This is a genomic window from Streptacidiphilus jeojiensis (assembly GCF_042510965.1).
GTDB classification, from domain to species: Bacteria; Actinomycetota; Actinomycetes; order Streptomycetales; family Streptomycetaceae; genus Streptacidiphilus; species Streptacidiphilus jeojiensis.
The window spans coordinates 481,309-497,266 of record NZ_JBEUKS010000006.1 but is presented as its reverse complement, the minus strand read 5'-3'; the positions used below and the strand labels follow the sequence as shown (position 1 = coordinate 497,266).

At 72.6% G+C, this 15,958-nt stretch carries 12 protein-coding genes; 3 read left to right on the top strand and 9 right to left on the bottom strand.

The window, feature by feature from the left end; genetic code table 11:
• Positions 1 to 5: 5 nt before the first annotated feature.
• Positions 6 to 902 (bottom strand): alkaline phosphatase family protein, encoded by an 897-nt coding sequence (locus ABUW04_RS19715; RefSeq protein WP_380565970.1) that lies wholly within the window; start codon positions 900 to 902, stop codon positions 6 to 8.
• Positions 903 to 1,457: 555 nt separating this feature from the next.
• Here ABUW04_RS19715 and ABUW04_RS19710 point away from each other — a divergent pair.
• Positions 1,458 to 2,636, top strand: a complete 1,179-nt coding sequence (locus ABUW04_RS19710; RefSeq protein ID WP_380565969.1) for a magnesium and cobalt transport protein CorA — start codon at positions 1,458 to 1,460, stop codon at positions 2,634 to 2,636.
• Here ABUW04_RS19710 and ABUW04_RS19705 read toward each other — a convergent pair.
• A complete protein-coding gene (locus ABUW04_RS19705; protein ID WP_380565968.1) occupies positions 2,614 to 3,282 on the bottom strand; it encodes a GNAT family N-acetyltransferase in 669 nt (222 codons plus the stop codon). The two genes, ABUW04_RS19710 and ABUW04_RS19705, sit on opposite strands and share 23 nt — an antisense overlap.
• Before the next feature lie 82 nt (positions 3,283 to 3,364).
• Here ABUW04_RS19705 and ABUW04_RS19700 point away from each other — a divergent pair, with 82 nt between their 5' ends.
• Positions 3,365 to 4,780 carry an acyltransferase family protein gene (locus ABUW04_RS19700; RefSeq protein ID WP_380565967.1) on the top strand — a complete coding sequence of 472 codons (1,416 nt, stop codon included), beginning with the start codon at positions 3,365 to 3,367 and terminating at the stop codon, positions 4,778 to 4,780.
• Here the strand turns inward: ABUW04_RS19700 and ABUW04_RS19695 are convergent.
• From ABUW04_RS19695 to ABUW04_RS19670, 6 genes are all read right to left on the bottom strand, one after another.
• Entirely contained in the window at positions 4,750 to 6,003 is a 1,254-nt protein-coding gene (locus ABUW04_RS19695) for an arylsulfotransferase family protein (protein ID WP_380565966.1), read from the bottom strand. The two genes, ABUW04_RS19700 and ABUW04_RS19695, sit on opposite strands and share 31 nt — an antisense overlap.
• Before the next feature lie 111 nt (positions 6,004 to 6,114).
• The gene (locus ABUW04_RS19690; RefSeq protein ID WP_380565964.1) at positions 6,115 to 6,279 is read right to left on the bottom strand and encodes a putative leader peptide; all 165 of its coding nucleotides are present in this window, start codon (positions 6,277 to 6,279) and stop codon (positions 6,115 to 6,117) included.
• Positions 6,280 to 6,478: 199 nt separating this feature from the next.
• The gene (atzF, locus tag ABUW04_RS19685; RefSeq protein WP_380565963.1) at positions 6,479 to 8,182 is read right to left on the bottom strand and encodes an allophanate hydrolase; all 1,704 of its coding nucleotides are present in this window, start codon (positions 8,180 to 8,182) and stop codon (positions 6,479 to 6,481) included.
• A complete protein-coding gene (locus ABUW04_RS19680) occupies positions 8,179 to 11,757 on the bottom strand; it encodes a 5-oxoprolinase/urea amidolyase family protein (RefSeq protein WP_380565962.1) in 3,579 nt (1,192 codons plus the stop codon). Before ABUW04_RS19680 ends, atzF begins: the two co-directional genes overlap by 4 nt.
• Before the next feature lies 1 nt (position 11,758).
• Entirely contained in the window at positions 11,759 to 12,412 is a 654-nt protein-coding gene (locus tag ABUW04_RS19675; RefSeq protein WP_380565961.1) for an urea amidolyase associated protein UAAP2, read from the bottom strand.
• A gap of 1 nt (position 12,413) precedes the next feature.
• Positions 12,414 to 13,217: an urea amidolyase associated protein UAAP1 gene (locus tag ABUW04_RS19670; RefSeq protein ID WP_380565960.1), complete on the bottom strand. Its 804-nt coding sequence runs from the start codon at positions 13,215 to 13,217 to the stop codon at positions 12,414 to 12,416.
• Between the two features lie 147 nt (positions 13,218 to 13,364).
• On the opposite strand from ABUW04_RS19670, the gene ABUW04_RS19665 reads away from it, so the two are divergent.
• On the top strand, positions 13,365 to 14,072 hold the full coding sequence (locus ABUW04_RS19665; RefSeq protein WP_380565959.1) for a TetR/AcrR family transcriptional regulator: 708 nt from the start codon (positions 13,365 to 13,367) through the stop codon (positions 14,070 to 14,072).
• A gap of 31 nt (positions 14,073 to 14,103) precedes the next feature.
• Here ABUW04_RS19665 and ABUW04_RS19660 read toward each other — a convergent pair whose 3' ends face one another.
• Entirely contained in the window at positions 14,104 to 15,666 is a 1,563-nt protein-coding gene (locus tag ABUW04_RS19660; protein WP_380565958.1) for an amino acid permease, read from the bottom strand.
• Positions 15,667 to 15,958 lie beyond the last annotated feature (292 nt).

Genomic DNA, 15,958 nt, shown 5'->3' with positions numbered 1-15,958 from the left:
CTGTGTCAGTTCCAGATGTCGGTGATCGCGGTGGCGGAGGCGCTGTTGCCGACCGCCTTCAGCCCGTACATCTGCTCCAGGGTCGCCAGCAGGTTGTAGTGGTTCACGGTCTCGTCGTAGGTGCCGGTCTTGACCGACTGGCCGACGATGATGGTGGGGACCTGGTTGCTCTCGGTGTAGTCGTCCTCGTCCCAGGTGACGATCAGCAGGCTGTTGTTGGCCTTGGCCCAGGTCGCGTAGGCGGACATCTTGCTGTTCAACCAGGTGTCGGCGGCGGCGATGGTGCCGTCGTGCATGTCGTCGTTGAGGTTGGGGATCACGAACGACAGCGTCGGCAGGCTCGCGTAGCCGGAGCTGCTGGTCGGGAAGGAGGTGAACGGCAGCGAGTCGGCGGTCGGGACGTTGCTGAAGTTGATCCAGGGCGAGTGCTTCCTGGCGTACTTCCCGGAGCTGCAGGTGGTGGAGCCGGTGGAGGGCAGGCCCTCGGAGTAGCCCTTGAAGGTGTCGCCGGCGGCCAGCAGCTCGGAGCCGAGGTTGGCGGTGGTGCCCTCGCTGACCGGGCAGGCGTCGGAGCTCAGGCCGAAGGTGCTGCCGGCGAACAGCGCCATGTAGTTGGGCTCGCTGGGGTGGGTCACCGCGTAGGACGAGGTGAGCAGCGCGCCCTGGCCGGCCAGGGAGTTGAAGTAGGGGGCGCTGCTGTTGCCGATGATGTCGGAGTAGGAGTGGTTCTCCTCCATCACCACCACGACGTGGGCCGGGGTGGGCACGGTGCTGGCGACCGCCTTGGTGGCGACCGGGGTGGCGGCGGGCGTGGCGTGGGTCTGGACTGCTGCCACGCCGAGGGCGACAGCCGCGGCGGTCGCGGCGGCGAGCGGGGCGAGCGTGCGGGACCTCAGACGCATGACGGGCTCCACGGTGAAGAGGGGGCGGCGGCAGAGCGCTGCTGCGCAGGTCAGCGTAGGGAGCCGGGGTAACCCGGAGCGGTACGAACAATCCGGATACGGTGAATTGGTCATGTCATTTTGGGGGCGGGGGCGATGCCCGCGATATGACCCCGGGGGCACGAGCTGCTACAACGGGTCTAGACTGCGGAACTTGGTGTGAAGGTGAGGGCGCCGCCGATGACGGCCGGCCCCACGCCCGGTCGGCGCTGACGGCGCCCCGGCGGTGAGGAGGTGAGAGCAGTGGAGTGCAGTAGTCCGGGTCGAAGTCGGCCCCGCCCCCGACTGTTCCCCTCTCCCCTCGGCCCCCGGTCCGTGCACCGCCCCGGAACGCGTCCGCATGCGGACCCGCGTCCGGTCCACGACTGACCTCTTCCTGGTCGCCTGCCGCACGGAAAACCCCGGGTGCCGTTCTGCCGTACGGTCCCTGCCCCGTTCTGCCCCGCGCCGTCCCGCGCCGGGAGCGGGCGAGCAGGTGCAGCGTCACGGCGGACCTACTCCATGGAGGTTCCTGAGATGTCCGAATGGCGTGTACGTGCGGTCCGCGCGAGCAAGCGGCCCTTCACCCGTCCGGCGGCACCCGCCCGCACCCCCGGCTCGACCCCGGCCGAGCGGGCTCCGGAGCACTCGATGGACCCCCGGCAGGAGCCCAGGCCCGACGCGGTGTCGCTGGAGCGCTCCGTCGTCGACGCCGCGGTCTACCGGGAGGGCGTGCGGATCGCCACGCCCACCAGCCTGTCCGACATCTACCAGCAGATCCCCGGCAAGCCCGGCAGCATGGCCTGGATCGGCCTGTTCCGTCCGGCCGAGTCCCAGCTGCTGGAGGCCGCCGAGCGCTTCGGCCTGCACGAGTTGGCGGTCGAGGACGCCATCGTCGCCCACCAGCGGCCCAAGCTGGAGCGCTACGGCGACACCCTGTTCGTGGTGCTGCGCGCGGCCCGCTACCTGGACGACGTGGAGGAGGTCGACTTCGGCGAGATCCACCTCTTCGTCGGCCCCGACTTCGTGCTGACGGTCCGTCACTCCCAGTCCCCCGACCTGTCAGCGGTGCGCCGCCGGCTGGAGGCCGACCCCGAACTGCTGGCCCTGGGACCGGAAGCGGTGCTGTACGCGGTCCTCGACGCCGTGGTGGACGGCTACGCGCCGGTCATCGCCGGCCTGCAGCACGACATCGACGAGATCGAGACCGAGGTCTTCCGCGGCGACAAGCAGGTCTCCCGGCGCATCTACGAACTCTCCCGCGAGGTCATCGAGTTCCAGCGGGCCACCCGGCCGCTGCTGGAAATCATGCGCAACCTCGCCGGCGGCTTCCAGAAGTACGGCACCGACGAGGAGCTCCAGCGCTACCTCCGCGACGTCGCCGACCACGCCACCACCGCCGCCGAACGCGTGGACGGCTTCCGGCAGATGCTCCAGAACATCCTCACCGTCAACGCGACCCTGGTCTCCCAGGCCCAGAACGAGGAGATGAAGCAGCTCGCCGAAGCCGGCCACGCCCAGAACGACGAGATCAAGAAGATCTCCTCCTGGGCCGCCATCCTCTTCGCCCCCACCCTGATCGGCACCGTCTACGGCATGAACTTCCGCGAGATGCCCGAACTCAAGTGGGCCTTCGGCTACCCCTTCGCCATCGCCCTGATGGGCGTGGTCTGCGGCGGCCTCTACGTCATCTTCAAGCGCCGCAACTGGCTGTAGGGCCGGGGGCACCGAGGAGCGGCAGGCAGGGTTCGAGCCCTTCGATGGTGGTGGCCGGGTGGGGGGTCTGCTGCCAGCGGGTGCGGGTGAGGCGGAGGCGGTGGCAGGTGACCGGTTCGCCGCGGACGGCGAGGCGGGTGATGCCGTCGGGTTCGTAGCCGAGCTTGCGGGAGACGGCCTGCGAGGCGTGGTTGTCGGAGAAGGCCCCGGAGGTGGCGAAGTCGGCGCCCAGGCCCGTGAAGCCCAGGTGCAGTACGGCGGCTCGCATCTCGGTGCCGAGGCCCTTGCCCTGGTGGTCGCGACCGAGCCAGGAGCCCGTGTCGACCTCGCGGGTCACCGACAGGTGCTCTGCGCTGATCTCCTGGAGGCCCACGACGCGTCCCTCGTGGAACACCGCGAAGGGCAGCTGCCACTTCTCGGGGGTCAGATCTCCGAGGGTGCGCCAGGTGAACTGCATGACCGACCTCGCCCGCTCGGCCGGGGGCAGGTCCGTCCAGGGGACGGTGAACGGCATCACGGACGGGTCGTGCACGCCCTGGGCCGCCAACTCGCCGAGTTCGGCCAGTTCCTCATGGTCGGGGAGGCGCAGCTCCAGACGGGGAGTGCGCAGGCGGAGACTGGACAGCGGCCAGTGGTTGGTCAGCATGCGGCATTGTTGCGGCCACGGATTGGTTGCGGCACCTGGTTTTCGGAGTCGTGGGGTGCGGTGCTGGGGCAGCATGCGCGACATGACGAGGGATCGCTACATCGACTTCCTGCGCGCGCTGGCGATCTGCCTGGTGGTGCTGGGGCACTGGCTGATCACCGGACTGGTGCGGCGGCCGGACGGGACCATCAGCGCGCCCGAGCTGTTGGCCACCGTTCACTGGACGCAGTGGCTGACCCTGGGTTTCCAGATCATGCCGTTGTTCTTCCTGGCCGGCGGGTACGCGGCCGGCGGCTCCTGGGCGCGGTGGTCGGCCGCCGGTGGGGAGGCCGCGGTGTGGGTGCGTGGGCGGGCGCTGCGGCTGCTGTTGCCCACGGCGGCGTACGCGGGGCTGGTGCTGCTCGCGGTGGCAGTCTGCGCGGGGGTAGGGGTCGATCCGGGGACGCTGGCGCTGGTGGGCTGGGCGCTGGGGATGCAGTTCTGGTTCCTGCCGGTGTATCTGCTGCTCAGCGCCCTCACGCCGGCACTGCACGCGGCGCACCGGCGCTGGGGGCTACTGGTGCCGGTGGCCATGGGCGTGGTGGCCGTGGTCGCCGATGTGCTGACCGTGGCAGCGCACACCCCGTACGTCGGACAGGTCGACTACGTCCTGGTCTGGGGCGTGCCGTACCAGCTGGGATTCTGCTGGCGGGACGGGCTGCTGACGCCCCGTCGGCTTCAGCTCGCCATGGCGGCGGGCGGTGCGGCGGCGTTCGCGGCGCTGGTGGGGTTCGGGCCGTTCCCGGTGAGCCTGATCCTGGTCAGTGACGAGACCGTGAGCAACACCAATCCCCCGTCGGCGGCGATGCTGGCCTGGGCGGTCGCACAGACCGGACTGTGCCTGCTGCTGGCCCCGGCGGCGCGGCGGCTGCTGGCGCGGGACCGGGTGTGGCGGTGGGTTCGCCCGGTGGGCGGGGCGAGCATGACGCTCTACCTCTGGCACATGGTGCCGGTACTGGTGCTGGCGGCGGTGCTGTATCTGACCGACCTGGCCCCGGAGCCGGCCTACGGCGCCGGGCTGTGGTGGTTGCTCAGGCTGCCGTGGCTGCTGCTGCTCAGCACGGTGCTGGTCGGGCTGGTGCTCTTGCTCCGGCCGCTGGAGCGGGGGCTGACGCAGGCGTATCTGAGGACCCGTCCGGACGGGCCAGTACGCCGGCCGGTGCTCGGCGGTCTCGGACTGGTGGCCTGTGTGGTGGCGCTGGCCCGCTGGGCAGTGACCGGCTTCGCCTACCAGGGGCGGTTCCAGCCACTGCCCGCGCTGCTGTTCGCGCTGGGCGCGGCGCTGGTGGTGCTCGCTGTCAGCGGGTCGGCTGCACACCGCCCTCACGGCGTAGGGAACGTGCAGCTTGGCGGCGGTCGGCCCGCACAGGCCGAGGCCGTCGAACCAGCGCTCCCGGAAGTCCAGGTCGTGCGGCGGGGAGAGACGTCCTACACGGTGGGCTTCCAGGAGAAGCGGTAGGCGCGGTAGGAGATCTCGGCGGGCAGTTCGGCCTGGAAGACGAGCTTGCCGTGGGCGTCGAACTCCGAGACGTAGTTCTGCGCTCCCCAGCCCACGAACTGGTGCCCGCCCGAGAGTGGTTGAGCGTCTCCCTGGGAGGGCGAGCTGAGCCGGTCGGGGGAGTCGTTGGACGAGACCAGGGTGGCCACCCGATGCTTCAGGTCCAGCTTCACCGTGACCGTGCGGCTCCAGGGCAGTTCGCTCAGGCTGTTCTGGCCCGTATTGGCTGTGCCTGCGGACTCGTTGTCGAAGACGGAGTAGCGGTCGCCGCCCAGCGGCTCAGGGTCGTGCTGCCAGGCGAAGATCGTCCCGGCGGTGTTGAGGGACTGCCCGGGTGCGGCGACCGGCTTGAAGCTGCTGGCCTTTCCGCCGAGCTGCCAGATGATCCGGCCGGTCCGGCGGTTGACCTTGTAGGTGGTCCAGGTGTCCCGGGCGTCCACCAGCAGGTTGCCGTCGGTGTCCACCTTGACGGCGTTGACGTGGAACCAGTCCCACGGCGTCGAGGACGAGGCCGGAAGCGGCTGCTCGCTTTGCCCGTAGGGGACGTGGTCGGCGCTGTTCCACTGGAAGAGGACCTTGCCGGTGCGGATGTCAATCTCCTGCACCAGGCCGTCGATCACCTCCTGGTCGGCCCGGCCGCCGATCGAGGTGAGGTCGGCGGTCGCGGTGGTGTAGGAGACGATCAGGGCGGTGTTCTTGGACGTGATGGTGAACTCGTGCCCGTCGGCGGAGTATCCGTTGCCTGCCCGGACGGTCGCGATCTGGTGGTAGTTCTCGTCGTAGATCACGTCCTCTCCGGCAGCCACGCCGCCGAGACCGGTCCCTTGCCACCAGGTCAGCACCTGGTGCCCGCGATAGGTCTGCTCGCGAAAGTCGGCGGCGGTCTCACCGGCGGGTACCAGGTGCGACCAGACGACCCTGGTGCCGTCCGGGCTGAGGATCTCCACCCCGGAGGCGGTGGCGCTGGTGGGGGTCAGGAAGATGTCACCGTTGTCCGCGCGGGGGCTGTCGGTGGTGACCTGGAGCGGGCCGAACAGCGGCGTGGCGGTGGCCGCGTGGGCGGCGCTCCCGGGCAGGGAGATCACAGCTGCGGCAGCCGCGGCGACCGCCGCGCCGGTGGCGATGCCGGTGCGGCGCGGTGAACGGGACTTCGCAGCAGGGGAGTCGGGCTGGTTCGCAGGCATGGCGGAATGACCTCCTGGCGGCGGGGCCGCCGAACGAGACGGACTGGGGGTTGGCCGAGTGGGCTGCCGGGCGATCGCGCCGGGGTTCGCGGCGACGTGTTCAGCGCGCGATCAGCGCGCGGGGCCGGTCAGTCGGAGCGTCGCCCGGAGGGTGACGGCGGGACAGAGCGCGCTGCTGACCCGGAGCAGGTCCACGTGGCGGCGTGAGGTGGAGCCGGCGAAGGAATGGTCGACGAGCCCTGGAGAGACGCTGTCGTCGTAACGGCCCATGCCCATGCCCGTCCCCTCCCCCTGTCTCTGCCGCCGTCTCGCCTGTGGACGCCTGTCGACCGGTCATGATCAACGTAAAGGTCGTGCAGCCTCCCCGGCAACACCTTCAGCACCCTGCTCGGCATACTGAAACACCCCTGCAACAGGGCGCATTGACGCCGTTGCACAACATCCGCACCTGCGGACCGGGAGATGCCGGGTCAGGTCAGTCCTGACGTCCCGCCGGGCCGGATTCCGCCGCGCGGTAGGCGCGCCAGCCGCCGTACGCGGTGATGTCCGGTGCGCCGTCCACGGCCAGGCCCTCGCAGAGGAAGCCGGTCACTGTGCTGCCGTCGGCCAGTCGTACCGGGCCCAGGGCCATCGGTGCGGGCAGGGCGGCGGCCAGTCGGCCCAGGCCCTCGGCCGGGAGCTCCCAGACCTCGGCCTCGATCGCGGCGCCGCCTTCAGCGACCCGGACCAGGCCCGGTTTGGGCGGGTCGGTGGCCAGGGCGTGCAGCCGGTACGTGGGGGCGGTGGTGGTGGCCGCGACCAGGTGTGCGCCCAGGTCCAGGAGTTGGCCGTTGAGCGGCTCGCCGCTGAGGTGGGCGCCGACCACCGCGAGTCGGACCGATGTGGGGGCCGCCAGCTGCCGGGCGATGGCGCCGAGCCGGGTCTCGGTGTGCGGGTGGCCGATCAGCATCACCCCGAAGGGCAGCCTCGCGGCGCCGGGCCCGGAGGTCTGCGGCACGGTCCCGGCCGGGGCGGCGAGGGCGCACAGGCCGAACAGGTTGGTCGAGTTGGTGAAGCGGCCCAGCCGGGAGTTGCTGCCGACCGGGTCGGCGGCGACCTGGGCCAGCGTCGGGTGGCCGGGCGTGGTGGGCAGCAGCAGGGCGTCGGCGTCCCCCAGTTCCGCCATTGCGGTGGCCCGCAGCCGGGCCAGCTCCTCCTGGTCGGCGAAGAGCCGGTGCGCGGGGATGTCGCGAGCGGCAGCGATGATGCCGGCGACCACCGGGTCGACGCCCGCACTCGGGTCGGCGGCGTGCTTGTCGACGAAGGCGCCGACGGCGGTGTAGCGCTCGGCGACGAAGGCTCCCTGGTACAGCAGTTCCGCCGCGCGGCTGAAGGGCTCCAGGTCCAGCGGCAGCAGTTCGACCCCGCCCTCGGCGAGTCGCGCGACCGCGGCGGCCCAGGCGGCGTCCCAACCGGGGTCGAGTTCGCCCAGCTGCGACACGTCCGGCACCGCCACCCGCCAGGGCCCGGGGCGGCGGGCCGGGGGCTCGGGCGGTGCGTCCAACAGCAGTGCGTGCGCCTGCTCGGCCTCGGGCAGGGTGCGGGCGAAGACGCTGACGCAGTCCAGGCTGCGGCAGGCGGGTACGACGCCGTCGGTCGGAACGTCCCCCGGCGCCGACTTGAGGCCGACGATGCCGTTGAAGGCGGCCGGGACCCGGCCGCTCCCCGCCGTGTCGGTGCCCAGGGCCAGGTCGGCGATGCCCAGGGCGACGGCGACCGCGGAGCCGGAGCTGGAGCCGCCGGAGATGCGGTCGGGGTCGACGGCGTTGCGGACCGGGCCGTGCGGACTGCGGGTGCCGACCAGGCCGGTGGCGAACTGGTCCAGGTTGGTGCTGCCCAGCACGATCGCGCCCGCGGCGCGCAGCCGGGCGACGGCGGTGGCGTCCTGACCCGGGTGGTAGGCGTAGCCCGGGCAGGCCGCGGTGGTGGGCAGCCCGGCCACGTCGATGTTGCCCTTGACCGCCAGCACCGTCCCGGCCAGCGGCAGCCGCTCGCCGGCGGCGGTGCGTACGTCCAGCGCCCGCGCCTCGGCCTCCACCTCCGGCTGCGGGCGCAGGTCGATCCAGACCTCCGGGCGGTCCACCTCCGCGATCCGGCGGTAGGCGGCCCGGACGCGGGCGAGTGCGGGTCCCTCGGTCATGCGGCGTCTCCGATCGTGGCCTCGACTGTCTCCCTGACCTCGGCGGGGGCCAGCAGCAGCAGTGGTGCCCCTGCCTCCACCTGGTCCCCCGCTCGCACCAGCAGTCTTTCCACCAGACCGTCCTGAGGTGCCGTCAGTACTGATTCCATCTTCATCGCCTCCACCGCCATCAGCCGCTGTCCGGCGGTGACCAGCTGCCCGGGCTCGACGTCCACCTTCCAGACGCAGGCGGTGAACTGAGCCTCGATCAGTCTGCCCCCAGCGGGGACCACGATCTCCTCGGCGGGCACCGTGGCGACCTGGGCCTGTTCGGCCCGGTCGAACTCCCCGGCCAGTTCCCAGGCCTGGCGCTCGGCGCCGAAGGCGGTCTGCTGCCGCTCCCGGAAGGCCGCGATGTCCGCGGCGTTGTCCTCCAGGAAGCGCAGGTGGTCGGCGAGGGCGAACTCGCCCTCCTCCATGGTGACCGCGAGCCGTCCGGCGGCCATGTCGGCCCGCATCTCCAGCAGTTCGTCCGCTCCGACCGGGTACCACTTGATCCGGTCGAAGAAGCGCAGCAGCCAGGGCTTCCCGGGCTCGAACGGGCCGCGCTGCTGCCAGCCGGACCAGACCTGGACGGTGCGGCCGACGAACTGGTAGCCGCCGGGGCCCTCCATCCCGTAGATGCACAGGTAGGCGCCGCCGATGCCGACGGAGTTCTCCGCGGTCCAGGTCCTGGCCGGGTTGTACTTGGTGGTGACCAGCCGGTGCCTGGGGTCCAGCGGGGTGGCCACCGGTGCGCCGAGGTAGACGTCGCCGAGGCCGAGGACCAGGTACTCGGCGTCGAAGACGGTGCGGTACACCTCGTCGACCGACCCCAGCCCGTTGACCCGGCGGATGAACTCGATGTTCCACGGGCACCAGGGCGCGTCGTCGCGCACCCCGGCCATGTACCGGGCGATGGCCTCGCGGGTCGCCGGATCGTCCCAGGACAGCGGCAGATGGACGGTCCGCGAGGGCACCCGCAGCTCGCGGGTGGGCGGCAGCCGCCGTTCCGCCTGCTGGACCAGCGGCAGCAGTTCGGCGAGCGGCAGCACCGCCGGGTCGGTGTGGATCTGCAGCGAGCGGATGCCCGGGGTGAGGTCGACCACGCCGGGCAGGTCCAGGGCGGCGAGCGATTCGGCCAGGGCGTGCACCCGCATCCGCAGCGCCAGGTCGAGCTGCATCGGCCCGTACTCGACCAGCAGGTTGTCGTCGCCGCTGCGGCGGTAGCCGACGGCGGGCCGGTCCTCGCCCTCGGGGGTGCGGGCCAGGATGCCGCCGTCCACGATGGCCGGACGGTCGCGGCCGTCGACGGTGACCGGGCGGAAGCGGACGGTGTCCCCGGGCCGCAGCTGGCCCAGTTTCCACCGGTCCCGGGTGAGCACGGTGGCCGGGCAGACGAAGCCGCCCAGTGACGGACCGTCAGGCCCCAGCAGCACCGGCATGTCACCGGTGTAGTCGACGGCGCCGACCGAGTAGGGCGTGTCATGGATGTTGGAGGGGTGCAGCCCCGCCTCGCCGCCGTCGCGACGGGCCCAGGCCGGCTTGGGGCCGACCAGGCGGACGCCGGTGCGGGCGCTGTTGAAGTGCACGCTCCACTCGGCGGCGTAGAACTCGGCGATGTCCTCCTCGGTGAAGAAGTCCGGTGCGGCGTGCGGTCCTTCGGCGGCGTCCAGCAGCCAGGACCGGGTGAGGACCGGGCGTTCGCCGAGCGGCACCGGCCGGGTCACGGCAGCGGTCCGGCCGCCGTGCAGCACGTCGCCGGCGCGCAGGGTACGGCCGCCGTGGCCGCCGAACCGGCCCAGGGTGAAGGTGGCCGCGCTGCCCAGGAAGTCCGGCACGTCCAGCCCGCCGGCGACCAGCAGGTAGCTGCGCAGCCCGGCCTGCTCCGGTGCGCCGACGGCCAGTTCGGATCCGGCCGGTACCGTCAGCGGCTCCCACTGCGGCACCGGGACCCCGTCCAGGGTGACCTCGGCCGGGGCCCCGGTGACGCAGACGGTGGTGGCGGCGCTGAAGCGCAGGGCCGGTCCCTCCAGGGTGCACTCCAGTCCGGCCGCGCCCTCGGGGTTGCCGAGCGCGCGGTTGCCGAGCCGGAACGACAGGTCGTCCATCGGCCCGCACGGGGGCACGCCGACATGCCAGTAGCCGGTGCGCCCGGGCCAGTCCTGGACGGTGGTGAGGGTGCCGGCCCGGACCACCTCGATCCTGGGCAGCGGGTCGCCGATCCCGGCCAGGGTGGCGGTGGTGTGCACGGCCGCACGGACTGCGGGTGCGGCGGTGGCGGCGCGGAGCAGTCCCAGGTTGGTCTCGATGCCGTCGATCCTGCTGTCGGCCAGCGCGGCGTCCAGGCGGTCCAGGGCGTCCGCGCGGTCCAAGCCGTGGGCGACGACCTTGGCGAGCATCGGGTCGTAGCTGGTGCCGACCTCGGTGCCGGTCTCCACCCAGGTGTCCACCCGGACGTCCTCGGGGAAGGCGACCCGGGTCAGCAGGCCGGCGCTGGGCCGGTGGTCGCGGTGCGGGTCCTCGGCGTAGACCCGGGCCTCGACGGCGTGGCCGCGCGGCGGCCCGACCGGCCGGACCACGTCGCGGTCGCCCTGGGCCAGGCGGAGCATCCACTCCACCAGGTCCACCCCGAAGACCGCCTCGGTGACCGGATGCTCCACCTGCAGCCGGGTGTTGACCTCCAGGAAGGCCGCCTCCTGGCGGACCGCGTCGTAGACGTACTCGACGGTTCCGGCGGAGCGGTAGTCGATGGAGGCGCAGAGCGCGACGGCCGATTCGGCCAGCCGGGTCCGGACGGCGTCCGGCAGGTCGGGGGCCGGGGCCTCCTCCAGCACCTTCTGGTTGCGCCGCTGCAGCGAGCAGTCGCGGTCGCCGAGGGTGACCACCCGCCCGGCCCCGTCGCCGAACACCTGCACCTCGACATGGCGGGCCTGCTCGACCAGCCGCTCCAGGAACAGTCCGGCGCCGGAGAAGCTGGCGGCGGCGACCCGCTGGACGCTGTCCCAGGCCTCGGCGAGCTGGTCGGAGGTGTGGCAGGCCCGCATGCCGATGCCGCCGCCGCCCCCGGTGGCCTTGAGCATCACCGGATAGCCGAGGGCCTCCGCGGCCGAGAGGGCTGACGCCAGGTCAGCAAGCAGGCCGGTACCGGGGAGCAGCGGCACCCCGGCGGCCTCGGCGGCGGCCCGGGCGGTGTGCTTGGCGCCGAACACCTCCAGCTGCTCGGGGGTCGGGCCGACGAACACCAGCCCGGCGTCCTCGACGCTGCGGGCGAACTCCGCGTCCTCGGACAGGAATCCGTAGCCGGGGTGGATCGCCCCGGCGCCGCTCTCCAGCGCCGCCTTCAGGACCAGGTCGGCGCGGAGGTAGCTGTCCTTGGCCGGCGCCGGGCCGAGCCGGACCGCGTGGTCGGCGAGCCGGACGTGCGGTGCGCCCCGGTCCGGGTCGGAGAAGACCGCGACGGTGCGCAGCCCCAGACGGCGGGCGGTGCGGATGATGCGGACCGCGATCTCGCCGCGGTTGGCCACCAGCAGGGTGTCGAAGGCGCGATCGGGCATCTCAGGCCGCTCCGTCGGTGATCGTCATCAGGACCGGGGTGGGGTCGAAGCCGTTGCAGGGGTTGTTCACCTGGGGGCAGTTGGAGACCAGCACCAGCACGTCGGTCTCGGCCCGCAGGGTCAGCGAGAGCCCCGGGGCCGACAGTCCGTCGACGATGCCGAGGGTGCCGTCGGCCTCCACCGGGACGTTCATGTACCAGTTGACGTTGCCCACCAGGTCACGCTTGCCCAGGCCCCAACGCGAGCCCTCGGCCAGGAAGTTGTCCACGCAGGCGTGCTGGGTCCAGGTGTGGTGGCCGTAGCGCAGGGTGTTGGACTCCCGGCTGCAGGCGCCGCCGATGGTGTCGTGCCGGCCGACCTGGTCGGCGCTGACGGTCATCAGCGGGGTGTGCTCGTTGGAGAGCAGCACGCTGCCGGTGGTGAGGAAGACCGAGCCCTGGGCCTGCAGGGTGTCGGCCGCGCTGTAGCGGACCGAGAGGTCGTGCCGGTCGTAGACCAGGAAGTCCACCGCCTGGTTGCCGGCCAGGTCGGTCACGGTGAGCGACTGGCCGGTGCGCAGCACGGCGGACCAGGCGGCCCGGGCCGGGACGGTGGCGCTCGAAACGACAGGGCCTGTCGCAACGTCAGAGCCCGTCGAAACGTCAGTGGTGGTCATCTCACAGCCCCCTTGCGGCGCAGAACTCGGCGGTGTTCAGGAAGGCCCGGTGGCCCTCGGGTGTCGCCTCCCAGAGCGGGTCGCCCGGCGCGGTGGGCCGGCCGCGCCAGGCGGTGACCTCCAGCGGGCCGCAGTGGTACTCCGGGCGCGGGTCCAGCGGATGCGGGACATTGGCGATCAGGACGGTCAGCGGCTGCTCCGCACGCAGCGTCACCGCGGTGCCGGGACCGGCGGAGCCGGTGTACTCCAGCGCGCCTTCGGCGCTGACCCGGACGCCCTTGAAGAGGGAGAGCGAGGGGGCCAGGTCGCGCCGGTCGAGACCGTTCTTGGCGGCGGCGAGCAGCAGCAGTTCGCGCCCGGCCGGGCTGGCCGACTCGGGCGCGCCGGCGCCGTAGCGGGCGGTGTTGCGGGCCAGGGTGGAGGTGCCGCACAGGGCGTCGTGCCGGCCGGAGCCGTCCTCGGTGATGCTCGCCAGGACCCGTCCCTGGTCGGAGAGGAGCAGGCTGCCCGGGCCGAGGTAGGCGTTCCACTGGACCTTGGTGGTGTCGGCCACGTTCAGCCGTTCCCAGGGCCGGTCGGCGACGTACAGCAGCAGATGGGCGCAGGCGTCGCCGAGCGGGTCGGCCAGCCGCAGCGACGTTCCCCGGGCCAGGACCTTGTGGGTGTAGTTGCCGCCGGGGACGGTCTCGGCCCAGACCACGTCCTCGGCCGGCACTCCCGGTGGCGCGGCGGGACGGTCGACGGGGGCTGCCTGGGCGCGGGCGTGGTCCCGGGCGCCATGGGTGGTGTCGGTCGCCGAACGCACGGTCAGCCTCCTGGTGTGGGCGAGGAGTTCGATGGGGCTGCGCTAATTTCTGTCGCTTGACAGAAATTAGGCGGGCCGCGCTTCCGCCCCGTTGCCCGAACGTTTCGTGCTGGTAACGCGGGTAGGCCGGTGTGCGAGGATCGCTCCATGCCCACCACTGCCCGCGCCTCAGGCCCGAACCGGGGACGGGTCGGCCGGCCCAGGGCCCAGGGCCCCGCCGCCGACGGTCTGGCCCCCCGGGACGGTGTGCTGGCAGCCGCCGCCGAGCTGTTCACCCGGCACGGCTATGCCGCGACCACCACCCGCGCCATCGCCGAGCGCGCCGGGCTGCGCCAGGCCTCGATGTACCACTACTTCGCCGGCAAGGAGGACATCCTCGCCGAGCTGCTGGAAGGCACCGTCCAGCCCTCGCTGGACCTGGCCCTGGTGCTGGCGGCGCGTGCCGAGCCCAGCGCGGAGGCCCGGCTGTGGGCGCTGTGCCGCGCCGACGTGGCGCTGCTCTGCGGCGGTCCGCACAACCTGGGCGCGCTCTACCTGCTGCCCGAGGTGGGCGCCGAGCGGTTCGCCGCCTTCCACCGGGTGCGCGCGGCGCTGAAGGCGGCCTACCGGGAGCTGCTGGCGGCGACCGCTGCGGGCGCCGCACTGGCCGGCCCCGAGCTGGAACTCCGCGGCGACCTGCTGTTCGGCCTGATCGAGGGCGTCATTCTGATCCGGCGCGGCACCCCGGCCGAGCCGGCCGAGGTGCTGGCCCCGGCGGCGGCCGACGCCGCGCTGCGGCTGTCCGGGGCCCCGGAGCCGGCCGTCGCCGACGCGGCGGTGCAGGGCGCCCGACTGCTGGGCACCCTGCACGTCTAGCCCCTGCGGGCCGGCCCCGGCCGACGGAACCTCAGCCTTCCGCCGCCTGCCGGCGCCCCAGCGTGGCCCGGTGCGCGACCACGCCCAGCAGCAGCGCGCCCGCCAGGAACAGCAGGGTGAAGTACTGCAGGTACCAGTGCCCGCCCTGCGGGTCGTAGACCGCCAGCCGCGGCCAGGCCAGGTTGACCGCCATGGCCACCCCGTACAGCACCGCCAGGACGTTGACCGGCAGGCCCCAGCGGCCCAGCGAGAACACCGGGCGGCCGGTCTCGTCCGCGCCGTCCCGTCCGCCCAGCGGCACCCCGCGCAGCCGGCGCAGCAGCATCGGCCCGGTGACCATCGCGTAGGCGGCGTACACCAGCACGATGCAGGTGGTGCCCAGGGCCAGGTAGACCGACGGGGAGACCAGGCTCATCGCCATCGCCGCCGCCGCGAGCACCCCGACGACCACGGCGGGTGCCTTGGGGGTGCCGGTGCGGGTGCCCACCGCCGCCAGCCGGCGCGAGGCCGGCAGCGCGCCGTCCCTGGCCATCGAGAAGACCATCCGCGCCCCGGCGGTCTGGATCGCCAGGGTCGCCACGCACACCGCCACCGCCACGTCGGCGAGCAGCGCCCGGCCCAGGCCGCTGCCGAGCCGGCTGGTCAGCACGTAGGAGAGCCCCTCGCCGGACAGGTGACCGTCGGTCAGGCTGGGCGCCGCGAGCACCCCGCCGAGCAGGATCAGCCCGCCGCCGAGCCCGGCCGCGGCCACCGCGCCCAGGATGGTGCGCGGTGCGGTGCGCCGGGGCGAGCGGGTCTCCTCGGACATCTCGCCGGCGCTGTCGAAGCCCACCAGCACGTAGGCGGCACTGAACGAGGCGATCAGGAACACGCCCAGGTAGCCGCCGGAGACATGGCCGGTGTGCAGGGTGACCCCCGGTCCGCGCTCGGTGTGGGTGAACAGCAGCACCGCCATCAGCGCGATGCCGAGCAGCTCGCAGGTCACGCCGACGCTGTTGATCACCGACATCACCCGGATGTCCACGACGTTGACCACGGTGGTGAGCACCAGCAGCACCAGGCCCAGCAGCACCGCGTTCTGCGCGCCGGTGTGGGTGGTGGGCGAGGGGTCGCCGCCGACGAGCTGGAAGCCGGACCAGATCGCCGGCAGCACCACCTGCAGCGCCAGGGCGGCCGCGGAGACCACGACGATCTGCCCGATGACCATCAGCCATCCGGCGAACCAGCCGAAGGTGGGGGTGCTCAGCCTGGTCGCCCACTGGTAGACGGCCCCGGAGATCGGGTAACGGGCGGCCAGTTCGGCGAAGCAGGCCGCGACGGCGAGTTGCCCGACCAGGACCACCGGCCAGGTCCACACGAAGGCGGCCCCGCCGAAGGAGAAGCCGAAGGCGAAGAACTGGAAGACGGTGGTGAGCACCGAGATGAAGGAGAAACCCGCGGCGAAGGAGGCGTACCTCCCGAGCCTGCGGTGCAGTTCCTGCCGGTAGCCGAAGGCGGCCAGGGCGACTGCATCGGTCCCCTCGGTGCCGGTTGCTGGAGGCGCGTCCACGCCCAGGGTCTGGACGGTGGTGCCGCTGAGAGCGGGATCGGACATGGCTGTCCCCTGTCGCTTCCGTGAGTGACATGTGACGGCGACGGCGGACGCCGGCGCGCGGCGACAGGTGGCACGGCCCGATGGCGGCGGGCGGTTGACCGGCAGGCGGTTGACTGGGCAGTCGGGTGATCGGGCAGGCGGTTGATTGGCAGCCAGGGAACCGGCCCATTGTTGCCGGGGCGCTAACGAGGCGTTACGGACGCAGAAATCCCCGCCCGCGCCCGGCTCCGGGAACGCCCCTTACGGCGCCGACACGGGCGCGACACGGGGCGGAAACCTCTCGTCCCTAATT

What these genes read in the sequence shown, in the direction of transcription:
- atzF (WP_380565963.1), bottom strand. Translation starts at nt 8,182, where the DNA reads ATGACCGAGGGACCCGCACTCGCCCGCGTCCGGGCCGCCTACCGCCGG.
- ABUW04_RS19675 (WP_380565961.1), bottom strand. Translation starts at nt 12,412, where the DNA reads ATGACCACCACTGACGTTTCGACGGGCTCTGACGTTGCGACAGGCCCT.
- ABUW04_RS19700 (WP_380565967.1), top strand. Translation starts at nt 3,365, where the DNA reads ATGACGAGGGATCGCTACATCGACTTCCTGCGCGCGCTGGCGATCTGC.
- ABUW04_RS19715 (WP_380565970.1), bottom strand. Translation starts at nt 902, where the DNA reads ATGCGTCTGAGGTCCCGCACGCTCGCCCCGCTCGCCGCCGCGACCGCC.
- ABUW04_RS19710 (WP_380565969.1), top strand. Translation starts at nt 1,458, where the DNA reads ATGTCCGAATGGCGTGTACGTGCGGTCCGCGCGAGCAAGCGGCCCTTC.
- ABUW04_RS19680 (WP_380565962.1), bottom strand. Translation starts at nt 11,757, where the DNA reads ATGCCCGATCGCGCCTTCGACACCCTGCTGGTGGCCAACCGCGGCGAG.
- ABUW04_RS19660 (WP_380565958.1), bottom strand. Translation starts at nt 15,666, where the DNA reads ATGTCCGATCCCGCTCTCAGCGGCACCACCGTCCAGACCCTGGGCGTG.
- ABUW04_RS19695 (WP_380565966.1), bottom strand. Translation starts at nt 6,003, where the DNA reads ATGCCTGCGAACCAGCCCGACTCCCCTGCTGCGAAGTCCCGTTCACCG.
- ABUW04_RS19705 (WP_380565968.1), bottom strand. Translation starts at nt 3,282, where the DNA reads ATGCTGACCAACCACTGGCCGCTGTCCAGTCTCCGCCTGCGCACTCCC.
- ABUW04_RS19690 (WP_380565964.1), bottom strand. Translation starts at nt 6,279, where the DNA reads ATGGGCATGGGCCGTTACGACGACAGCGTCTCTCCAGGGCTCGTCGAC.
- ABUW04_RS19665 (WP_380565959.1), top strand. Translation starts at nt 13,365, where the DNA reads ATGCCCACCACTGCCCGCGCCTCAGGCCCGAACCGGGGACGGGTCGGC.